Source organism: Providencia sp. 6390 (genome assembly GCF_058148425.1).
Genome location: NZ_JBYVYL010000003.1, coordinates 140,483 through 159,839 on the forward strand (window position 1 = coordinate 140,483; position 19,357 = coordinate 159,839).

The 19,357-nt window shown below is 38.1% G+C and carries 14 protein-coding genes; 8 read left to right on the forward strand and 6 right to left on the reverse strand.

All coding sequences use genetic code 11. The annotated features are described in order from the left end of the window. Positions 1-408: 408 nt before the first annotated feature. The 3 genes from AC3Z9T_RS08045 to iolG form a co-directional block, all read right to left on the reverse strand. Positions 409-837 (reverse strand): PTS mannitol transporter subunit IIA, encoded by a 429-nt coding sequence (locus AC3Z9T_RS08045; protein WP_490125679.1) that lies wholly within the window; start codon positions 835-837, stop codon positions 409-411. A 54-nt stretch (positions 838-891) separates the two neighbouring features. Next, positions 892-2,298: a sugar porter family MFS transporter gene (locus AC3Z9T_RS08050; RefSeq protein WP_490125680.1), complete on the reverse strand. Its 1,407-nt coding sequence runs from the start codon at positions 2,296-2,298 to the stop codon at positions 892-894. A gap of 405 nt (positions 2,299-2,703) precedes the next feature. After that, a complete protein-coding gene (gene iolG, locus AC3Z9T_RS08055) occupies positions 2,704-3,690 on the reverse strand; it encodes an inositol 2-dehydrogenase (RefSeq protein WP_490125681.1) in 987 nt (328 codons plus the stop codon). 800 nt (positions 3,691-4,490) lie between these two features. On the opposite strand from iolG, the gene AC3Z9T_RS08060 reads away from it, so the two are divergent. Further along, complete coding sequence (locus tag AC3Z9T_RS08060) at positions 4,491-4,637, forward strand: Hok/Gef family protein (RefSeq protein ID WP_490125682.1); 147 nt, start codon at positions 4,491-4,493, stop codon at positions 4,635-4,637. 370 nt (positions 4,638-5,007) lie between these two features. Next, complete coding sequence (locus AC3Z9T_RS08065) at positions 5,008-5,154, forward strand: Hok/Gef family protein (RefSeq protein ID WP_490125682.1); 147 nt, start codon at positions 5,008-5,010, stop codon at positions 5,152-5,154. 288 nt (positions 5,155-5,442) lie between these two features. Here the strand turns inward: AC3Z9T_RS08065 and iolD are convergent, their stop codons facing one another. Together iolD and AC3Z9T_RS08075 are read right to left on the reverse strand one after the other, a co-directional pair. Further along, positions 5,443-7,380, reverse strand: a complete 1,938-nt coding sequence (gene iolD / locus AC3Z9T_RS08070; protein ID WP_490125683.1) for a 3D-(3,5/4)-trihydroxycyclohexane-1,2-dione acylhydrolase (decyclizing) — start codon at positions 7,378-7,380, stop codon at positions 5,443-5,445. A gap of 12 nt (positions 7,381-7,392) precedes the next feature. Beyond that, positions 7,393-8,904, reverse strand: coding sequence for a CoA-acylating methylmalonate-semialdehyde dehydrogenase (locus AC3Z9T_RS08075; RefSeq protein ID WP_490125684.1), 1,512 nt, complete (start codon positions 8,902-8,904; stop codon positions 7,393-7,395). 287 nt (positions 8,905-9,191) lie between these two features. On the opposite strand from AC3Z9T_RS08075, the gene AC3Z9T_RS08080 reads away from it, so the two are divergent. After that, a complete protein-coding gene (locus AC3Z9T_RS08080; RefSeq protein WP_140182838.1) occupies positions 9,192-10,028 on the forward strand; it encodes a MurR/RpiR family transcriptional regulator in 837 nt (278 codons plus the stop codon). A 372-nt stretch (positions 10,029-10,400) separates the two neighbouring features. Continuing rightward, positions 10,401-11,393, forward strand: coding sequence for a Gfo/Idh/MocA family oxidoreductase (locus tag AC3Z9T_RS08085; protein WP_490125685.1), 993 nt, complete (start codon positions 10,401-10,403; stop codon positions 11,391-11,393). 276 nt (positions 11,394-11,669) lie between these two features. Here AC3Z9T_RS08085 and AC3Z9T_RS08090 read toward each other — a convergent pair whose 3' ends face one another. Next, the gene (locus tag AC3Z9T_RS08090) at positions 11,670-11,924 is read right to left on the reverse strand and encodes a helix-turn-helix domain-containing protein (RefSeq protein WP_490125686.1); all 255 of its coding nucleotides are present in this window, start codon (positions 11,922-11,924) and stop codon (positions 11,670-11,672) included. A gap of 859 nt (positions 11,925-12,783) precedes the next feature. Between AC3Z9T_RS08090 and glgC the strand changes: the two genes are divergently transcribed. The 4 genes from glgC to AC3Z9T_RS08110 all read left to right on the forward strand — a co-directional run bounded on the left by glgC (position 12,784) and on the right by AC3Z9T_RS08110 (position 19,325). After that, positions 12,784-14,076 (forward strand): glucose-1-phosphate adenylyltransferase, encoded by a 1,293-nt coding sequence (glgC, locus tag AC3Z9T_RS08095; protein ID WP_490125687.1) that lies wholly within the window; start codon positions 12,784-12,786, stop codon positions 14,074-14,076. A gap of 4 nt (positions 14,077-14,080) precedes the next feature. Continuing rightward, positions 14,081-16,534 (forward strand): glycogen/starch/alpha-glucan family phosphorylase, encoded by a 2,454-nt coding sequence (gene glgP / locus AC3Z9T_RS08100; RefSeq protein ID WP_490125688.1) that lies wholly within the window; start codon positions 14,081-14,083, stop codon positions 16,532-16,534. 204 nt (positions 16,535-16,738) lie between these two features. Then, positions 16,739-17,626 carry a helix-turn-helix domain-containing protein gene (locus tag AC3Z9T_RS08105; protein WP_490125689.1) on the forward strand — a complete coding sequence of 296 codons (888 nt, stop codon included), beginning with the start codon at positions 16,739-16,741 and terminating at the stop codon, positions 17,624-17,626. Positions 17,627-17,945: 319 nt separating this feature from the next. After that, entirely contained in the window at positions 17,946-19,325 is a 1,380-nt protein-coding gene (locus AC3Z9T_RS08110) for a sugar porter family MFS transporter (RefSeq protein ID WP_490125690.1), read from the forward strand. The last annotated feature ends 32 nt before the right edge of the window (positions 19,326-19,357 follow it).

The following is a 19,357-nucleotide window of genomic DNA, read 5'->3' on the forward strand; positions in this document are numbered from 1 at the left end:
TATTTATTTCATTTTCAACAAAACAAGAAATATTAATTTCATTATGTGATCTGGCGTTAATTTTTTGTATAATTCATTAATATACAAGGAAATAAAATTCACAACTGAAGTGTTAATCCACTAGAAATGAAATAAAAAATGAAATAAAGGAGGAATTAATGAAATGAAATGCGATTTATTTCACATAATATTGAAGTGTATTACTGGCTACCATTAGAGTAGCCAGTAATACAGACCACAAACAAACGCATTTTGTTTGTCTATGATCATTAAGGTTTTTGAAAAAACTAGGAAAATCAATTTATTGATTTTCGACTGATAACACGGAGCGGGAAAAACCACGCTTTTATCCCGCTTCGTCAACAACCTCTATTAATGGCTACCACTAAGGTAGCTATTAATACTTGATCAACGATGCAGAATACTCAAAAACTCTTCTTCACTTGATGTCAGCGATAATGCATTTGAAATAAATTCGTCACTGAAAATCAGTGCAATCTCTCTAAGTACATCGATGTGTTCTCTCGATTTGGCAATAACACCAATCGCAATAAACATGACATTAGTTCTATCCCAGATCACTCCATCAGGAAATTGAAATATCTCAACACCGCTCGTCACAATAATATCATTTGCCGATTTTGGTAAGTGTGGCAATGTAATACCATTACCTAAAAAAGTAGATATCTGTTGCTCTCTTTCATTAAGAAAGTGAACACAGTCCTGATTAACATAACCTTTCTTTTTAAACTCATTACCTACCATTGTTAAAACTTCAGCTTTGTTTCTTGCTTGGCAACCTAGATGTAGGTTATTTGCTGTAATTTTCTCTATCATATATCAACCTCTTTGCTGATAAATAGGACTAGTCATACCCTGTATAATGATCCATTACATAGATGAAAGTTCTTCTTCCAACTCTTCCAATGATTTATTTGATGTTTCTGGTAGGAGCTTTGTCACAAAGAGTATGGCTAAGTAGTTTATCACTGCAAGGATCAAGAACACTGGGCCCAATCCAAGCTCAGCTTGCATCAGTGGGAATAGGTAGCTGACGATGGCATTCATGATCCACATAAAGAAAACTGAGATCCCCATTGATAGACCACGTATTTTTAGTGGGAACAGCTCCGCCAATACAACCCATGTTAAAAAGCCCATTGTACCTTGCATCACACCAACAAATATCGCTCCCAGTAACCAAATCAATGTTGCTTTAACATCACCAGTTAAGAAGTAATCTGCTGCGGCAATTAACAAGTGGAGCGATGCCATCAAAGCAAAGCCAGACACTATTAATGTTTTACGTTTAAAACGGTCAACTAAGAATATAACCCCAATCAACATGCCGCCAACAGAGAAGACACCATTTAAAACGTTAAATATCAATGAGGTTTGTTCAGAGAAACCAGCTGTTTTCAAGATCTCTGTACCATAGTACATGATCACGTTAACACCTGTTGTTTGTTGTAGCGCCGCCCAAACGATACCAATGAGTACCAGTTTAAAAATCCATGGAGTGTGAAAAATGAGAGCTAAGTTTTTCTTGTTTGCGTGTGGATTTTTTTGCGCTTCAGCAGCTTCAACGTCGAGAAGAGTCACGATGTCTTCATATTCTTGTAATGCTCTTTTCTCTGGTCTAATTTGTTTTAAGATGTTGAGGGCTTCTTCACGACGATTTTTGCTCATCAACCAACGTGGGCTTTCCGGCGCACGCCACATACCAAACAGTAAGCATAGCGCAGGTACTGCTTGTACTAATAACATATAGCGCCAAACATCAGGTAAGTGCCCCCAAATAGAACCAATGATTGCGTTGATAGCAAAAGCAGCAAGCTGACCAATAACAATAGCAACCTCATTCAACCCTGTAAGTTTCCCCCGCATTTCTGTTGGTGCAACCTCAGAGATAAATGTTGGCGCTGTTACGGATGCACCACCAACCGCAAATCCTAGTAGGAAGCGGGCAACAAGAAGAATTTCGATATTTGGTGCAGCAGCAGATAAAAAAGCACCTGCCAGAAAAATAAAAGAGAGATACAACAGATAGGTACGGCGACCTAAATAATCGGAGAAACGACCACCACAGATACTACCCAGTGCGGCTCCAACTAACAGAACGCTCATCACTAAGCCTTCTGTTGTTGGCGTTAACCCCATATTTTCTTTTAATGAGGAAAAAGCACCATTAATAACACCAGTATCATAACCAAAAAGTAATCCGCCAAAAGTGGCAACTAATGTAATTTGGTGCAATCTTTTCCTTTGTTGCTCATTAAGATTCATTGTTAATGACATAATTTTACCTTTTATCTGAATCACTATGCCGTGCAAAAAAATACAATGTATTATTTTTTAAATAAATGATGAGTGTTTTTTTGACACGCTGATTTGAATCACTAGTTAGATTGTTAAATCCTGAGATAATTAACTCTTCAAAAAGTTAACGTCATTTAATTCTTTAATGAACCAAGACGATATATGTAAAACATATTGATTGGAATGAGAATGCGAATTCCTCTGGATTACACCTTTATATGGATATAAATTGTCTGCATACCTTTGCATAAATTGTAGAGCCAGCATTGTTCCTCCGAACTTCTTATTTTTGTCATTGGAGAGAGTTTAATTATGTTCAGGCTTTATAAGAACGAGAACTTTAATTCTCGTTCTTTATTTTTATAATCGAATTTAATTTTTATTTTATAGCTTAACTTCTTTACCTGATTTTAATGATTCAAGCGCTTTATCTGCTAAATAAAGAGCCAATTCACCATCAGTACCCGTCGTTTCTGATTCTGCTCGTCCTGCTAAAATATCAACAAAGTGGTTCCACTCTGCTTTATAAGCTTCGTGATAACGTTGTAGAAAGAAAAACTCTGGTTTTGCGGATAAACAACCTACATCACTTAAAAACTCAACACTGTTTTCTTTTATATTACCCGCAGTTAATAAACCTTTTTCACCATGTAATTCGATGCGCTGATCGTAACCATAACCAGAACGACGACTGTTGGAGATGGTTGCCATCGCACCTGAAGGGAATTTCAAAATAATAAATGCCGTATCAATATCCCCTGCTTGCCCAATTGCAGGATCAACAACATTGCTACCTTGTGCATAGACTGAACATGGGTTTTCGCCAATCATAAAGCGCGCCATGTCAAAATCATGGATCGTCATATCTCTGAACATACCGCCAGATACTTTTACATATTCAGCAGGAGGTGGTGATGGATCCCGGGATGTAATAATTAAAGATTCTGCTTTACCAATTGCGCCTTGTTCGAATAAATTTTTCAGGTGACGGAATTGAGGATCATAACGGCGGTTGAAACCAATAAACAGAGGTACCTTGTGCTCTTTAACACTTTTTAGACACTGTCTAACGCGTTCTAAATCTAAATGTACTGGCTTTTCACAAAAAATAACTTTTTTGTTTTTTGCAGCCAATTCAATTAAATCAGCATGTGTATCGGTTGCAGAAGCAATCAACACACCATGAACGTTAGGATCTTGCATTGCCTCGTCGATTGACTGAACCTTCGCTTGGTACTTTTCCGCCAGCGCTACCGCATTAGGTTGGTACGGGTCAATCACAGAGTAAAGTGCGGTTTCTTTGTGGCCGGCAATATTGACAGCATGAACCTGTCCGATACGTCCTGCGCCAAATAGTGCTATATTGAACATTGAAATGCTCCTTGAGGCTATAAATCCACTATTAGGATATTATGAAATATAACAAATAAAACATTCATTTCAATTTATAATTAATTGAAAATTATGTTTTTGAGCGCTAGGTAACAATTGTTATATTAAAGTGGATTTTTAGTGTTAGTTCGATCACAAAATAACAATGTAAACTCAATCAATTAGGATAAAAAGAGGTTAACCCATCACAAGATGAATGGTTTTATATCAGGCAGGAAGTGATATCATCGCACAATTTGAAACAAATGTTTCATTTCTATATTTTTTGTCACAACTAATCTTGTTTATAACTACTCAATTTTTATACGAGCAGGATCCACTCTAACCCACATCAAAAAAGTTCTGGGCAGCCACTTATGGCTCTAGCAACCTATACTCGTCATACTTCAAGTTGCAACGCTTTTCGTTGAGGTATAAGTGACGCCACTCACTCGCACCAATCACAGTGTTTTCTATGCTCCAAGCAACTCATTGACTTGTCGCCTAGCAGCACCACGAATGATTTAGAGTATACAATTATATTGGATTAAAATTATAATAAACTTATACGCTAGTTAGCTAATTAAAAATCAGACCAATATCATTATGCTTCACAATACCCTATTTGCTAAATCTGTTAATCTTTTAACGGGTGCTTGACCCTTTTGGGTTTAAGCATTAATTAACAGCCCAAAACGGAAAAGCCCCGATGATTGAGTGTTTATGTTCAACCACCGGGGCACAATCTCCAACCGAACAATTGGGATTTTGCCTCTTAACAAATAAGAGGTCAAGAGGAAATGACCAAGTATGCAGTCATATCGCTAATTGCCATCTGTATCACTGTATTAGGTATTTCGTTGTTGATACATGATAGGGTATGTTCAATTAGCTTTAATAATGGCAGTACAACCGTTAAGGCAACCCTTTTCTACGAAGAAAGGTAATGCCGAGTGAGGGGATGGTATTTCCCCTCACCTTTTCCTCTTATTTTATTGTTTGGTTGTGGAAACAAGCACCTATTTATTAATCCCTCTTTTACTATAAAGAGGGATTATTTTTAATTAGATTAATTTTAAATCATGACAAATTCATATATTAGTTAGCAAATTAAATATCAGACCAACTTCATCATGCTTCACAATATTATATTTGATAGTCTTTTGGCGGGTGCTTGACCCTTTTGGGTTTAAGCATTAATTAACAGCCCAAAATGGAAAAGCCCCGATGATTGAGTTTTTGTGTTCAACCACCGAGGCACATCCCAACCTCAACAATTGAGATAGTGCCTCTTAACAAATAAGAGGTCAAGAGGAAATGACCAAGTATGCAGTCATATCCCTAATTGCCATCTGTATCACTGTATTAGGTATTTCGTTGTTGATACATGATAGGGTATGTTCAATTAGCTTTAATAATGGCAGTACAACCGTTAAGGCAACCCTTTTCTACGAAGAAAGGTAATGCCGAGTGAGGGGATAGTATTTCCCCTCACCTTTTCCTCTTATTTTATTGTTTGGTTGTGGAAACAAGCACCTATTTATTAATCCCTCTTTAATATTAAAGAGGGATTATTTTTAATTAAATTAATTTAAAATCATGACAAATTCATATACTCGTTAGCCAATTAAATATCAGACTAACTCTATCATCCTTGCAAACTTCCTGATAAATCATACTTAAATAAATAGCGAGAAAGCGTAAAAACGCTTTCAGCCATTTACCACCGCTCTCCCTACAGAGCGGTGTGTTTTAGTACTGGCGTGCCTTATTGGTTACCATATCTTTGATTTTATCTGCCGCCGCAACAATTTTAGGTTTATCAGCAACTTGAGCCGTACCTGTACGCCACCATGCTTCGTAGCCATTTGTCATCGTCTTCGGAAGTACTTTTATGTCGATCAATACACAACCCGAATGTAATTTTGCATCCTCAATAGCAGCTATCAACTGCGCTTCATCATGCACACGATAACTTTTACAGCCATAGCTTTCTGCATTTTTAGCAAAATCAACTTTCACTAATGGCCCATCCATTTGCCCTGTTTTAGGATTACGATGGCGATTTTCTGTGCCAAAGCTGCCCATTCCTTGGCTCATTTGTAAGTTATTAATGCAACCAAAACCTGCGTTATCAAATAGTAAAATAGTGATTTTTAGGTTTTCTTGGATCGCCGTTTGCAACTCACTATGTAACATTAAATATGATCCATCACCAACCATGGCATAGACGGGCTGGTCTGGGGCGGCAATTTTTGCCCCCACTGCCGCGGCAATCTCATACCCCATACATGAATAACCGTATTCAAGGTGATAAGTATCAGGTTGCTTAGGTAACCAAATACGCTGTAAATCTCCCGGTAAGGAGCCCGCAGCACCAACAACAATCGCATTATCTTCCATGTGTTGTTGCATTAGCCCTAGCACTCGAGTTTGTGCTAACTCCGTACCCAACACCTCACGATACTCAGCCAATTTGTCATCCAAGTGCCCAGCAATTTCTGGAACAAAATCTAATGGTTTATATTGAATTGAAAATAGTCTTTCTAACTCAGCTTGCCATTGTTGCTTAGCTTGTTGAACTTGTTCGCCCCACTGAGCTTGATAGCCACTGCCCTGCAGTTGGTTATCAAGTGCCGTCAATCCCTCTTTAGCATCTGCAATCAGTTTTAACGCATCTAATTTACCCGCATCAAACTCCGCAACGTTAATATTTAAAAATTGCACATCTGGATGACTAAATAATGATTTAGAAGCCGTCGTAAAGTCAGTGAATCGAGTACCAACACCAATCACAAGATCCGCTTCTTTCGCCAGTAAGTTGGCCGCTAATCCACCTGTTGTACCAATCCCACCCACATTTAGAGGATGGTTCGCCACAATCGCACTTTTACCAGCCTGTGTTTCACCAAATGGAATTGCGTAGTGTTCAGCAAATTTTTGGAATGCATCATGTGCTTCTGAATAACGAACCCCACCACCACAGATTAATAATGGTTTTTTCTTAGTACGAATGAGTTCTACTGCTTCGGATATACTGACTGTTGTTGCTGGGCGGCGTTCAATACGGTGAATGCGTTTAGCAAAGAAGTAGTCAGGATAGTCCCATGCTTCACCTTGAACATCTTGAGGCAAACAAATGGTTACCGCGCCAGTATCAGCAGGATCAGTAAGAACTCGCATGGCATTGATCATCGCAGCCATCAACTGTTCTGGGCGAGAGACACGATCCCAGTAACGTGAAACTGGGCGGAAGCAATCGTTGGTGCTAATTGTTCCATCACCATATTGTTCAACTTGCTGTAAAACGGGATCTGGCTGGCGTGTCGCAAAAGTATCACCAGGCAGTAATAACAGAGGGATACGGTTAGCGGTTGCTGTTGCTGCCGCAGTTACCATATTTGCCGCTCCCGGCCCAACAGAGGAAGTGACAGCACAAATTTGCTTACGTTTTTTTTGCTTTGCAAAACCGGTTGCAATATGTGCCATTCCTTGTTCGTTACACCCTTGATAAACCTGTAGGTGTCCAGGCGCTTGTTCTAGCGCCTGCCCTAAACCTACCACGTTACCATGGCCGAAAATGGTAAATATTCCCTGAATAAACGGATACTGCTCACCATCAACTTCAACATATTGCTGGTTAAGAAACTTAACAAGAGCTTGAGCCGTGGTCATTGTCTGCTTATTCATATGGGTCTCCATTTATTCCATTGTTGGCATCGTAAAGCTACTTTCATGATGTTCTAAACGAACACTTGCAGGCCAACGACTGGTGACTGTTTTCATGCGTGTATAGAAACGGACGCCATCATTACCATGTACGTTTAGCGGCCCAAAAATGGAACGTTTCCAGCCACCAAAGCTGTGGAAAGCCATAGGAACTGGGATTGGAATATTGATCCCCACCATACCTGCCATCACATTTTCTTGGAACTCACGAGCCGTTTCCCCATCACGGGTAAAGATCGCCGTACCATTACCATACTCATGTTGATTGATCAGTTTCAAACCTGTTTCAAAATCAGGTACACGCACAATTGCAAGTACAGGACCAAAGATCTCTTCTTTATAGATAGTCATCTCAGGCGTTACATTATCAAACAGAGTCGGTCCAACAAAATAACCGTTTTCAAAACCAGCTACTTTGAAATCACGACCATCAACCAGCAGTTTAGCACCTTGTTTTTCACCACTTGTGATGTAATCACAAATTTTCGCTTTATGCTGTGCTGAAATTACTGGTCCCATATCATTTTCTTTGCCATCAACAATACCTGGCCCTACAGTCATTTTAGCAATTTGTTGCTCAAGATTTGCAATAAGGGTATCTGCCGTTTCATCACCAACGGCTAGAACAACAGATAGTGCCATGCAACGCTCTCCGGCAGCGCCAAACGCAGCCCCCATAATAGCGTTAGTCGCCAAATTCATATCAGCGTCTGGCATTAAAATACAATGGTTTTTAGCACCACCCAATGCTTGGCAACGTTTCCCATGTTCCGATGCTGTTGTATAAATATATTCAGCAATAGGTGTTGAACCAACAAAGCTAACCGCCTGTACCTCAGGTGCACGTAGTAATACATCAACAGATTCTTTATCGCCTTGAACCACATTAAAGACACCATCAGGAAGACCCGCTTCTTTTAACAGTTTAGCGAGCTCAAGTGCTAATGAAGGATCTTTTTCTGATGGCTTAAGAACAAAAGTGTTCCCCGTAGCTAAAGCAACAGGGAACATCCACATTGGAACCATCGCTGGGAAGTTAAATGGTGTAATACCTGCACAAACGCCCAGAGGCTGCATCAGTGAATGACTATCAACACCTGTGGCAACATTAGCAGAGTGCTCACCTTTTTGCAGATGAGGAATACCACATGCAAATTCAACCACTTCTAAGCCACGAGTTAATTCACCCACTGCGTCCGAAAAAACTTTACCGTGCTCTTTAGAAATTAAACGAGCCAAGTCATCCATATGTAATTCGAGTAGTGCTTTAAATTTAAAGAGGATCCGAGCACGTTTTAGTGGTGAAAGTTTTGACCACATAGGGAAAGCTTTATGAGCAACCTCTATTGCCTTTTTAGTTTCAGCAGCGCTGCTCAATACTACTTGAGCGATTTGTTCACCTGTTGCGGGGTTATATACGGGTGCAAAACGCCCACTTTGGCTAGATACCAGTTCACCGCCAATGAAATTCTGAATCTGTTGCATGTTGCCTCTCTTTAGCTGATAGAGTTACCTTGTTGCTAAAGATATATGAAATATTCATTTCATTTTCAACTAAAACTGAAATAACATTCAATTTATGTGATCTAGCCTGAGTTTTTATGAAATTGTCGACTGAAGATAAAGACACATGTTTCAAAAATCGTTCTAATCTGCCATCGGTACAACAGGCAATATGAATTAATTATTCCATTTAGTCAGGTGAATTTTTCAAAAAGATTCGACTAACGGCTGAAAATAACTACAATCAAAGGCCTAGTCACGGAGGTTTTATGTCAACTGCATCGAATTTGAATGAGTTTCAGGAGCAAGTTCGCTCCCGCTACGATGAACTAAGTAAACGGCTACAACAAGTGGCGCGCTATGTATTGGATAATACCAATAGCGTGGCGTTCGATACTGTCGCTGTCATCGCAAAAGAAGCCAATGTACCGCCATCAACCCTGATACGTTTTGCTAACGCATTCAATTTCAGTGGATTTAACGAAATGAAACAATTATTTCGTATGAATTTAGTCGAAGAAACAGCTAGCTATACTGATCGTGCGCGTTTATTCAGAGAAATGGATAGCGAGCAAGAACTCAGTGATGATCCTGCTCAGATTTTAAAAGAATTCGCTCATTCTAATGCACAAGCACTACAACAGATGGCAGCTCGTACTCCAGCAGAAGATCTTGAAAAAGCGGTCTCCTTACTGGTTGAAGCCGATAACGTATACATTATTGGACTGCGTCGTTCATTTAGTGTCGCGACCTATCTGAGTTATGCACTCAGTCATTTAGAATGTCGCCCACAACTTATTGATGGTCTCGGAGGAATGTTCAAAGAGCAAATTAGCCGGATTGGTGAAAAGGATGTCGTTATCTCGATCAGTTTTACGCCTTACGCTGAAGAGACCATTATGGTGAGTGAAAAAGCAGCCCAAACTGGTGCCAAACAGATTGTGATCACAGATAGCCAAATTAGCCCACTAGCTAGTTTCAGTGATGTTTGCTTCGTGATCAAAGAAGCACAGGTAGATGCATTTCGCTCACAGTCAGCAACATTATGCCTTGCTCAATCACTTACCGTTGCCTTAGCCTATCGCCAAGGTAGCAAACTAGTTTAATTATTATTTATTTGGGCTTTGCCTACAAACACCTCCGTGTGGCATGGCCCTTACCAAACAATCCTCTATCCCCATCACTCAATTCCATCAGCCATACCAATAGCGTTAAAATTGTGATGTCAATCAGAAAATAAGAATTTCAATAAAAATACTAATGAAATTATTGTTTCGCACTGATATGTTGAGATAATGTAAATATTCCTCTGTCTCAATAATTCGAGTTGCAGTTAGGCGACAAGTTAAGATAGGTAGGAAGCATAGAGCAACTATGTAGTCCAACTCGCTGAGTATAGTCACCACACCTTAACGACCAGCCCTGCTACTTGAAGTATGACGAGTATATAACCAAGACTTTGTCGTGGAGCTCTAATAATGAATGCACATTTTCTCTACTTATTTGGTCACCTCCGCTTACTTGAAGAGCAACACAGTCTTATCTCCCTAAATAAAACAGGTATAGGTCTAATTGGCAGTTCAACTCATAATTCATGGTATGTAGAAGCAATATTACACAGCCAACATCATTGCGAGTTAAAATCTGTTTGTAGCCTAGATTTTCCCACCCACTCCGCTAGCTATTTTGTTCGCCAAAAAAGAAAGATCGAACAGATTATTGAAGATGATGCTGTAGATACCGTTATTGTCACATCTGTATATAACGACGAATTACTTAAATTTATTATTCAAGCTGCCGTTAATGAAGGTAAACATATCTTAGTTAATAATGTTCCAAATTATGGAACAGATGAACTCACAGAACTCCTTAAATCAGCTCATGATAATGACGTTAATATCTGCCTAGATAATGCACTTTATTTTTCATCCCAATATGATGACATTAAATCGCTATTATCCAACAAAAATACTCTCGACACTGGTTTATTACGTTTATCAGCTCACCGACAAATCAATAAAAATGATTATCTGCCCCATGATAAATTACGTTCATTAATTTCAGGGAAAATATCACTACTCCTATCAACTCTCCCTAATTTTAAATTTGAGTCGGTTTCTATTCAATATTCACGACCTTTTTCACTTATTGAAGATGGAGATGTTCTGATTATTAACCTGAAAAACAAAGCTGGCTTTCTCGTTTCAATAGAGCTCTTTTTTAATACAGGTAATACCTCAGATAAATTATCTTTAAAGCAATGTCAGCATGATCTTCAATTTGAGAACTTTCTAATTTTCAATAATCAAAATTTAATAGCTGATGAAAACTCTCTTATTATAAAGCAACTTGACCATTTTATATTAAACTTACATAAAACAAATAAAATAGTGATAACTTCACAGTTAATACACATCAATGCAATGACAGAGTCAATTTTAAACCACCTTAAAATTGATGGATTCATTTAGGCTGTATAAATTAACTGATACTAATCAATAATCTTGTTAATTATAACTTCGATGATTATTTTTAGTAAAAACTAAGTGTTACAACTTCACGTAGTATTACTTAACTAATATTACCTATTCAGAATCAAGCCCGGAAGAAGCAAGTTACAGATGCAGTAACCCTGCAATTTCTTCCGGTCCGATTAAATTGCTCATAGTATCTCGCTATGTTTTTTAGTGCTTTAACTAACAAGACTGACAAGATAATAGTTGTTCTTCCTTGGTTTTAATCGCCTTTTAATGGATGGTACAACGAGTTCCAACATTAACGTTAACAACACCATAAAGAAACGTTGTTGGCTCCAAGTTAAATAAGCAAGCAAACTGGAATAAAGAATCAACATCAATACAGCTTTCACCGCTTTCAAAACGATTCATCTCATCCTCTGATACACCTATCAATCTAGCTGTTTGTTTCAGCGACATTTTGTGACTCTCTCTTTGCTGGCGAATTTTAATACCCAGCATTTTTGCAATATTGTCTTTGTGCATAATAAACTCCTAAAAATATAATCAAAGTGAAGTTAGTTTTAACGATGCGTAAATTAACATTCTCATTCCATAATTTAATTGATTTAAATTAAAAAATAGCGCTAAAAAAAACAATCTAATTACGAGTATCCTAAAAAGATCATAAACTAACAAAAAACACTAACACATTGAATAAAAATAAAAATAAAAATATTATTCTTTTTACTACCTAATTGTGTATTGTGACACTAATCACAAAAAAAATGTATCCTAACTTCGAGTTACTCGAAGGATGAACTTCCTTTTATGATAATAAATAACTAATTTAATAGGTTTTATTAATTTTCACAACTCAATTTTAGTACTATTTTGGGAAGTGACTATAAGATTATTTCTATATTATCAGCAAACAAAATAAATTTTATCGTTAAGAATCATGACATTTTATGTCTATTGATTTCGGACTATTATTTTTCTTAATAAAAAAACATTTAATGTCATATTTTAATTTTTAAAGTCTAGTATATTATTGAGGATAATAAATATAAAAACATAAAAAATAATTATCATTATTAGATTAAAAAACATCGTTAAATGATTGTATCAGTAATTTACGATGATTGAATATTTCAGATCAGGGTAACAAGTGCAAATCTAGATTTTTAAATAACACGTTACCCTAATTAAAAGAAAAACCTGAAATTTTAATAAGATACTCTGAATAATCCAAGATACGACTAGCCAACAGTGAACGCAGTCACCATACCTCAACGCAAAACGTTGCGACTTGAAGTGTGGCGAGTCTTGAAATATCAACGAGTATATACACCAACTGGGGATCCTTGAATAACTGCTTGTTTATTTTGGAGAGTTCTAAGGTATGTCTCATAATGATATGAATAGTATGATGATGCTTGCGCGCCATTTGCCTCAAAAAGCCGTTGCTTTAATATTAGCGGGGGGCAGAGGTACACGTCTTAAAGATTTGACACTCAAACGTGCCAAACCCGCTGTTCATTTTGGCGGTAAATTTCGTATTATCGATTTTGCATTATCAAATTGCCTGAATTCAGGGATCCGGCGTATTGGTGTTATTACTCAATATCAATCTCATTCTTTAGTCCAACACATTCAAAGAGGATGGTCATTTTTTAATGAAGAAATGAATGAGTTCGTTGATTTACTTCCCGCGCAACAAAGAGAAATTACCGACCATTGGTATAAAGGCACTGCCGATGCCGTTTACCAAAATATGGATATTCTTCGTAATTATAATGCAGAGTATATTGTCATTCTTGCAGGTGATCACATCTATAAAATGGATTATTCACGCATGCTGCTTGACCATGTAAACAATGATGCAAAATTTACTGTCGCTTGCATTAAAGTAAAACAAGAAGAAGCCCACCAATTTGGCGTGATGGAAATTGATGATAACCGCTGGGTCACGCAGTTTCATGAAAAGCCAGAACATCCGCCAGTCTTAAAAGGAGATCCTGACCATTGCTTAGCCAGCATGGGGATCTATATTTTTAACAGTGATTACCTCTATAAAATGTTAGAGGATGACAATATTTTCCCTGAATCCAGTAATGATTTTGGCAAAGACATTATTCCTCGAATTGTTGCGCGTGGTGAGGCACTCGCACATCCATTTGAATACTCTTGCGTAACAAGTAATGTCGATGTTCCTCCCTACTGGCGAGATGTTGGAACACTCGAAGCCTACTGGTCGGCAACATTGGATCTCGCTTCAGTAACACCTGAGCTAGATATGTATGATCGTAATTGGCCTATACGCACTTATATGGAGCCACTACCTCCCGCAAAATTTGTGCAAGACCGCTCAGGAAGCCATGGTATGACCATGAATTCACTGGTTGCGGGGGGCTGTATTATTTCAGGCTCAATTGTGATGCGCTCGGTCTTATTTCCGCGGGTCAGAGTGAACTCATTTTGTAATATCGAGTCTTCTATTTTATTACCGGGTGTTAATGTTGGCCGTTCATCACGCTTACACCGATGTATTATTGATCGAGGATGTAATATTCCTGAAAATACTGTGATCGGTGAAAACCCAGAAGAAGATAGCCAACGTTTCTATCGTACAGAACAAGGGATCGTTCTGGTCACAAAAGATATGTTAGAGAACATAAATAAAAACAAGGAATAAAACAGTGAGCTCTCATTTTGTTTATGAATGCAATTCGCCTTTAGTGACCCATGAAGCACTAAAGAACTCTATTATCTATAAACTAAGATTTGTGATTGGCAAAGAACCCTATATTGCAACGCAGCGCGAGTGGTTAGAAGCGATTTTATTAGCTGCCCGTGATCGGATTGTCGACCGATGGATGACGACAAACCGTGCTGAATATTCACAACAACTCAAGCAAGTTTACTATTTATCAATGGAGTTTTTACTTGGCCGATCATTATCCAATACATTGATTTCAATGAATATGTATGATGACCTCACCGAAGTTGTCACTGAGCTTGGCTTTGATTTTGAAAAACTGTTGGAACAAGAAACAGATCCAGGTCTTGGTAATGGTGGCCTCGGACGGCTTGCTGCTTGTTTTTTAGATTCTCTTGCAACCATGAACCTCCCCGGTTGTGGTTATGGCATACGCTACGAATATGGTATGTTCCGTCAAACCATCCGTAATGGCCAACAAATCGAATGCCCTGATGATTGGCTGGCACACGGAAATCCTTGGGAGTTTCCACGTACGGAGAGCCGTTATCAAATACAATTTGAAGGTCATGTCATTGAAAAAAATGGGATCCAAGAATGGGTTAAAACCAATGATATTATTGCTGTAGCTTACGACCAAATCATTCCTGGTTATAAAACTCAAGTGACAAACACACTGCGCCTATGGAGTGCCAAAGCCAGCGACGAATTTGATCTGCAAATATTCAATGACGGTGAGTATTACTCTGCCGTCAAGAAAAAAAATGAGTCTGAAAACGTTTCACGGGTTCTCTATCCTAACGATTCAACCTATTCGGGGAAAGAATTACGCCTGAAACAAGAATATTTCCTAGTTTCGGCATCAGTACAAGACATTCTTTACCGACATTGGCTGGTTTATAAAACGTGGGATAACTTAGCCGATAAAGTTTCCATCCATTTAAATGATACTCACCCTGTTTTAGCGATCCCTGAATTAATCCGCCTTTTAATTGATAAGCATCAGGTCAATTGGCAAGATGCACTCTCATTAGCAAGTAAAATTTTTTCATACACTAACCATACCTTAATGGGAGAAGCCTTAGAAACATGGCCGGTAGAGATGATCCGTAAAATTTTACCGCGTCACCTGCAAATCATTTATCAAATCAATGATGATTTTCTACAACAAGTTGTTCAGTTATTCCCACACGACTATGAATTACCTCGCCGAGTATCCATAATTAATGAAGACTATGGTCAACAGGTAAGAATGGCTTGGCTCGCGGCGATCGTATGCCATAAAGTGAATGGCGTTTCTAAGCTACATAGCCAGTTAATGGTAGATGCACTATTTGCTGATTTTGCGCTGATCTTCCCAAATAAATTCTGCAACATCACCAATGGTGTCACACCAAGGCGTTGGCTAGCAGTTGCTAACCCTGAACTCACCGAAGTGATAGAAGAAAGTATTGGTCAACAATGGCTGACGGATCTGCCGCTTTTAGCTGAACTTAAACAATGGGTGGATTACCCACAATTTTTAGACAAGTTACGACAAGTAAAACTGCATAATAAACAAAAATTAGCCATTTTTATTGCCCAAACACAGGGGATTGTCATTAACCCTGAAGCATTGTTTGATGTACAAATTAAGCGTATCCATGAATACAAGCGGCAACTATTGAATTTGATGCATGTGATCACTCATTATAATCGAATTCTAGCTAACCCCGAGAAAAATTGGGTGCCACGAGTAGTTATTTTTTCAGGTAAAGCAGCCTCTTCATACAGTGCAGCGAAAAAAATTATTCACTTGATTAATGATGTTGCAAAAGTAATCAATAGTGATGAACGTATCGGTGCCCTTCTTAAATTGGTGTTTATCCCTGACTATGGTGTGAGCTTGGCTCAAAAAATCATTCCTGCAACCGATCTTTCAGAACAAATTTCACTTGCAGGGACAGAGGCCTCTGGCACGGGAAATATGAAATTTGCTCTTAATGGCGCCCTCACTATTGGTACATTAGATGGCGCAAACGTTGAAATACGTGAACATGTTGGCCATGACAATATTTTTATATTTGGCCATACCACTGAAGAAGTGGGGATGATCAAGCAAAACTACTATTACCCACGTTGGTATTATGACAATGACGCTGAACTGAAGCTGGTAATAGATCAGATAAACAATGGTTATTTTAAACCTGAAGCACCTACCTTTTATCATGACCTTACCCACAGCCTATTAGATGGCGGTGATCAGTACCTATTATTTGCTGATTATCGCAGTTACATAGATACCCAAGAGCAGGTAGATAATCTCTATCAAGATCCATTGGCATGGCAATCCAAGGTAGCTCAAAATATTTGTAATATGGGTTTCTTCTCATCAGATAGGACAATTAAAGAGTATGCTGAACAAATTTGGGATATAAAGCCTATCAATTTATGAGCATATCCTTTAAATTAGGCTAGATATTTAGGTTAAGATTACCTTCAATGGTAAAACTTACCTAACTTCACAACAATTTAAAAAAACTCTCAGTCGGTATGCTATTCTGCAACCGACTGAAATGTGCTTTTATCTAGTAACAAGTCCAAAAACGTAGCAAATCTTATTTTATACCTTGGACCAAGCCGATTTAAAAGGGTAACTATGCTTCAAGAAAGTGTTATCAGAGAAATTATTCTCTGGATCGAGAAAAACTTAGAGTCTCGCCTATCTTTAGATACTGTTGCCGAAAAATCCGGATACACTAAATGGCATTTTCAACGTTTGTTTAAAAATCAAACAGGCCTTGCTCTTGGCTCTTATATACGAGCTAGGCGTCTGTCTTGTTCTGCAGTTGCACTTCGATTAACCAATGACAGCATTATGGATATCTCTCTGCGCTATCGTTTTGATTCGCAGCAAACATTTTGCCGTGCCTTTAAAAAACAATTTAATGTCACCCCTTCGGAATACCGTAAACGCGCAGGTTGGAAAATAGAAGGTTTTTGTTTACCGCTTAGGGAAAGCAAAGAATTCAGTGTTGAGGTTAGCTTAGTTAAATTAGAGCCGATAAAACTCGTCGGTAAACAACATCGCTATACTCAAGGCATCAATGAGTGGAATTTTAAAACAGAAGAGTTGCGCCGTTATTATTGGCGTGATTTCCTTACTGATATCCAATATGTCACCACTAACCTATATGCGATCAATGGTGTCGATACCGTAGATGCTCAGGAAGGGCAATTTTGCTATACCACTGCGCTCGATGAGCGAGATATTGACCCTGTTCCACCCAATCCCAAAATCATGACATTACCAGCAGGTGATTATTTACAAATAAAATTTACCTGTGATGAGCTCCATGGTATCGATTATAACGATATTATTTATACCGTGTATGGGAAGGTACTTGCCAGTATGGATATTGCTCGAGGTGAAGGTTCGGACATCGAAAATTATGTTTTGAAATCAAAACCTAATTACGAACAATTTATTGAAAATTCTAGGCTTTACCTTAAAGAATTGAATTATTATATTCCTGTCATTGTCTAATTTTCCTGAAGAAAAACTGGCTATTTTTTAGTTGGTTTTTCTTTATTTAAAACCCAATATCATTGAATTTCTCTTCCGAACACTAATTTCCTTTTTTAATCTTTCATTAATAAAATTAAAATTAGATACTCATATATTGATTAAATAAGAATCACTCTTTTTGTAATAGAATGAAAATTACCCTTCATTATCCTTTACCTTCCGACTGATTTCACATTGAAAGCAAATGAATATCGCGCTAGCATTAATTTGAATTATGTGTCTTTACGTATAAATAGCAGGATAGATCATTTAATTTTACTATCAAGGATCAATGCTAATGGTAGAAAAAAATCAATCAACCAACCTCATGGTTATCTTTGTCGGCTTACTCGCAGCACTAGCGGGTCTCTTTTTTGGCCTAGATACAGGTGTTATCTCTGGGGCACTTCCTTTTATTAGTAAACAATTTGATATTTCTGCAACTCAGCAAGAACTCGTTGTCAGTTCTATGATGTTCGGTGCTGCCGCCGGTGCAATTATCAGTGGTTGGCTATCATCTTTGGGAGGACGTAAAAGAAGCTTATTGATTAGCTCTATATTATTTATTATTGGCGCATTAGGCTCCGCATTTTCACCAAATGCAGATGTTCTTATTGGCTCTCGCGTAATATTAGGTCTAGCAATTGGTATTTCGTCTTTTACAACACCCGCCTATTTATCCGAAATTGCCCCAAAAAAGATCCGTGGGGGAATGATATCGATGTATCAACTGATGATCACCATCGGTATTTTACTGGCATTTATATCTGATACTGGATTTAGCTATGATCATGCATGGCGTTGGATGTTGGGGATCACTGCAATCCCTGCTGTTCTGTTATTTATTGGCGTCACTTTTTTACCGGAAAGCCCACGCTGGCTGGCAAGTAAAAATAGATCTGATGATGCTAAAGCGATCTTATTAAAACTCAGAAACTCAGAAAATGAAGCAATCCAAGAATTAAACGATATTTTTAATAGTCTAAAAATCAAACAATCTGGTTTTGGCTTATTTAAAAATAATAGTAATTTTCGTCGTAGCGTTTTTTTAGGGATATCACTGCAATTTATGCAGCAATTAACGGGTATCAACGTCATTATGTATTATGCCCCTAAAATCTTTTCATTGGCTGGTTTCGAAAGTACCGCTCAGCAAATGTATGGCACAGTTTTGGTTGGATTAGTTAATGTTATTGCGACTATTCTTGCTATTTCCATTATCGACCGCTTCGGTCGTAAAAGGTTATTAGTCTTTGGCTTTAGCGTTATGGCTATAAGTATTGGCCTACTCGCCTACTTATTATCTTTCGATGCACATACTCTGCTAATTCAATACGCCAGTATTGCATTTCTACTTATTTTTATTATTGGCTTTGCTGTCAGTGCTGGGCCGATTATGTGGGTGCTATGCTCTGAAATCCAACCTCTTAAAGGGCGTGATTTTGGTATTACTTGCTCAACCACAGCCAACTGGGTTGCCAACATGATAGTCAGTGCGACGTTCTTAACGTTACTATCAACATTAGGTGATACCCATACATTTTGGCTCTATGCTGCACTTAATGCGGTATTTATTTTAGTCACACTCTATTTTGTGCCAGAAACTAAGAATGTTTCTTTAGAGCATATAGAAGAAAACTTAATGAACGGTAATTCATTACGCAATATTGGTCGTTAATCATTATGCTCCCCCCCAATAATGGGGGGGAG

Excerpts from the sequence above, each read along its gene's own strand:
- AC3Z9T_RS08045 (WP_490125679.1), bottom strand. The coding sequence starts at position 837 with ATGATAGAGAAAATTACAGCAAATAACCTACATCTAGGTTGCCAAGCA.
- AC3Z9T_RS08050 (WP_490125680.1), bottom strand. The coding sequence starts at position 2,298 with ATGTCATTAACAATGAATCTTAATGAGCAACAAAGGAAAAGATTGCAC.
- iolG (WP_490125681.1), bottom strand. The coding sequence starts at position 3,690 with ATGTTCAATATAGCACTATTTGGCGCAGGACGTATCGGACAGGTTCAT.
- AC3Z9T_RS08060 (WP_490125682.1), top strand. The coding sequence starts at position 4,491 with ATGACCAAGTATGCAGTCATATCGCTAATTGCCATCTGTATCACTGTA.
- AC3Z9T_RS08065 (WP_490125682.1), top strand. The coding sequence starts at position 5,008 with ATGACCAAGTATGCAGTCATATCCCTAATTGCCATCTGTATCACTGTA.
- iolD (WP_490125683.1), bottom strand. The coding sequence starts at position 7,380 with ATGAATAAGCAGACAATGACCACGGCTCAAGCTCTTGTTAAGTTTCTT.
- AC3Z9T_RS08075 (WP_490125684.1), bottom strand. The coding sequence starts at position 8,904 with ATGCAACAGATTCAGAATTTCATTGGCGGTGAACTGGTATCTAGCCAA.
- AC3Z9T_RS08080 (WP_140182838.1), top strand. The coding sequence starts at position 9,192 with ATGTCAACTGCATCGAATTTGAATGAGTTTCAGGAGCAAGTTCGCTCC.
- AC3Z9T_RS08085 (WP_490125685.1), top strand. The coding sequence starts at position 10,401 with ATGAATGCACATTTTCTCTACTTATTTGGTCACCTCCGCTTACTTGAA.
- AC3Z9T_RS08090 (WP_490125686.1), bottom strand. The coding sequence starts at position 11,924 with ATGCACAAAGACAATATTGCAAAAATGCTGGGTATTAAAATTCGCCAG.
- glgC (WP_490125687.1), top strand. The coding sequence starts at position 12,784 with ATGTCTCATAATGATATGAATAGTATGATGATGCTTGCGCGCCATTTG.
- AC3Z9T_RS08105 (WP_490125689.1), top strand. The coding sequence starts at position 16,739 with ATGCTTCAAGAAAGTGTTATCAGAGAAATTATTCTCTGGATCGAGAAA.
- AC3Z9T_RS08110 (WP_490125690.1), top strand. The coding sequence starts at position 17,946 with ATGGTAGAAAAAAATCAATCAACCAACCTCATGGTTATCTTTGTCGGC.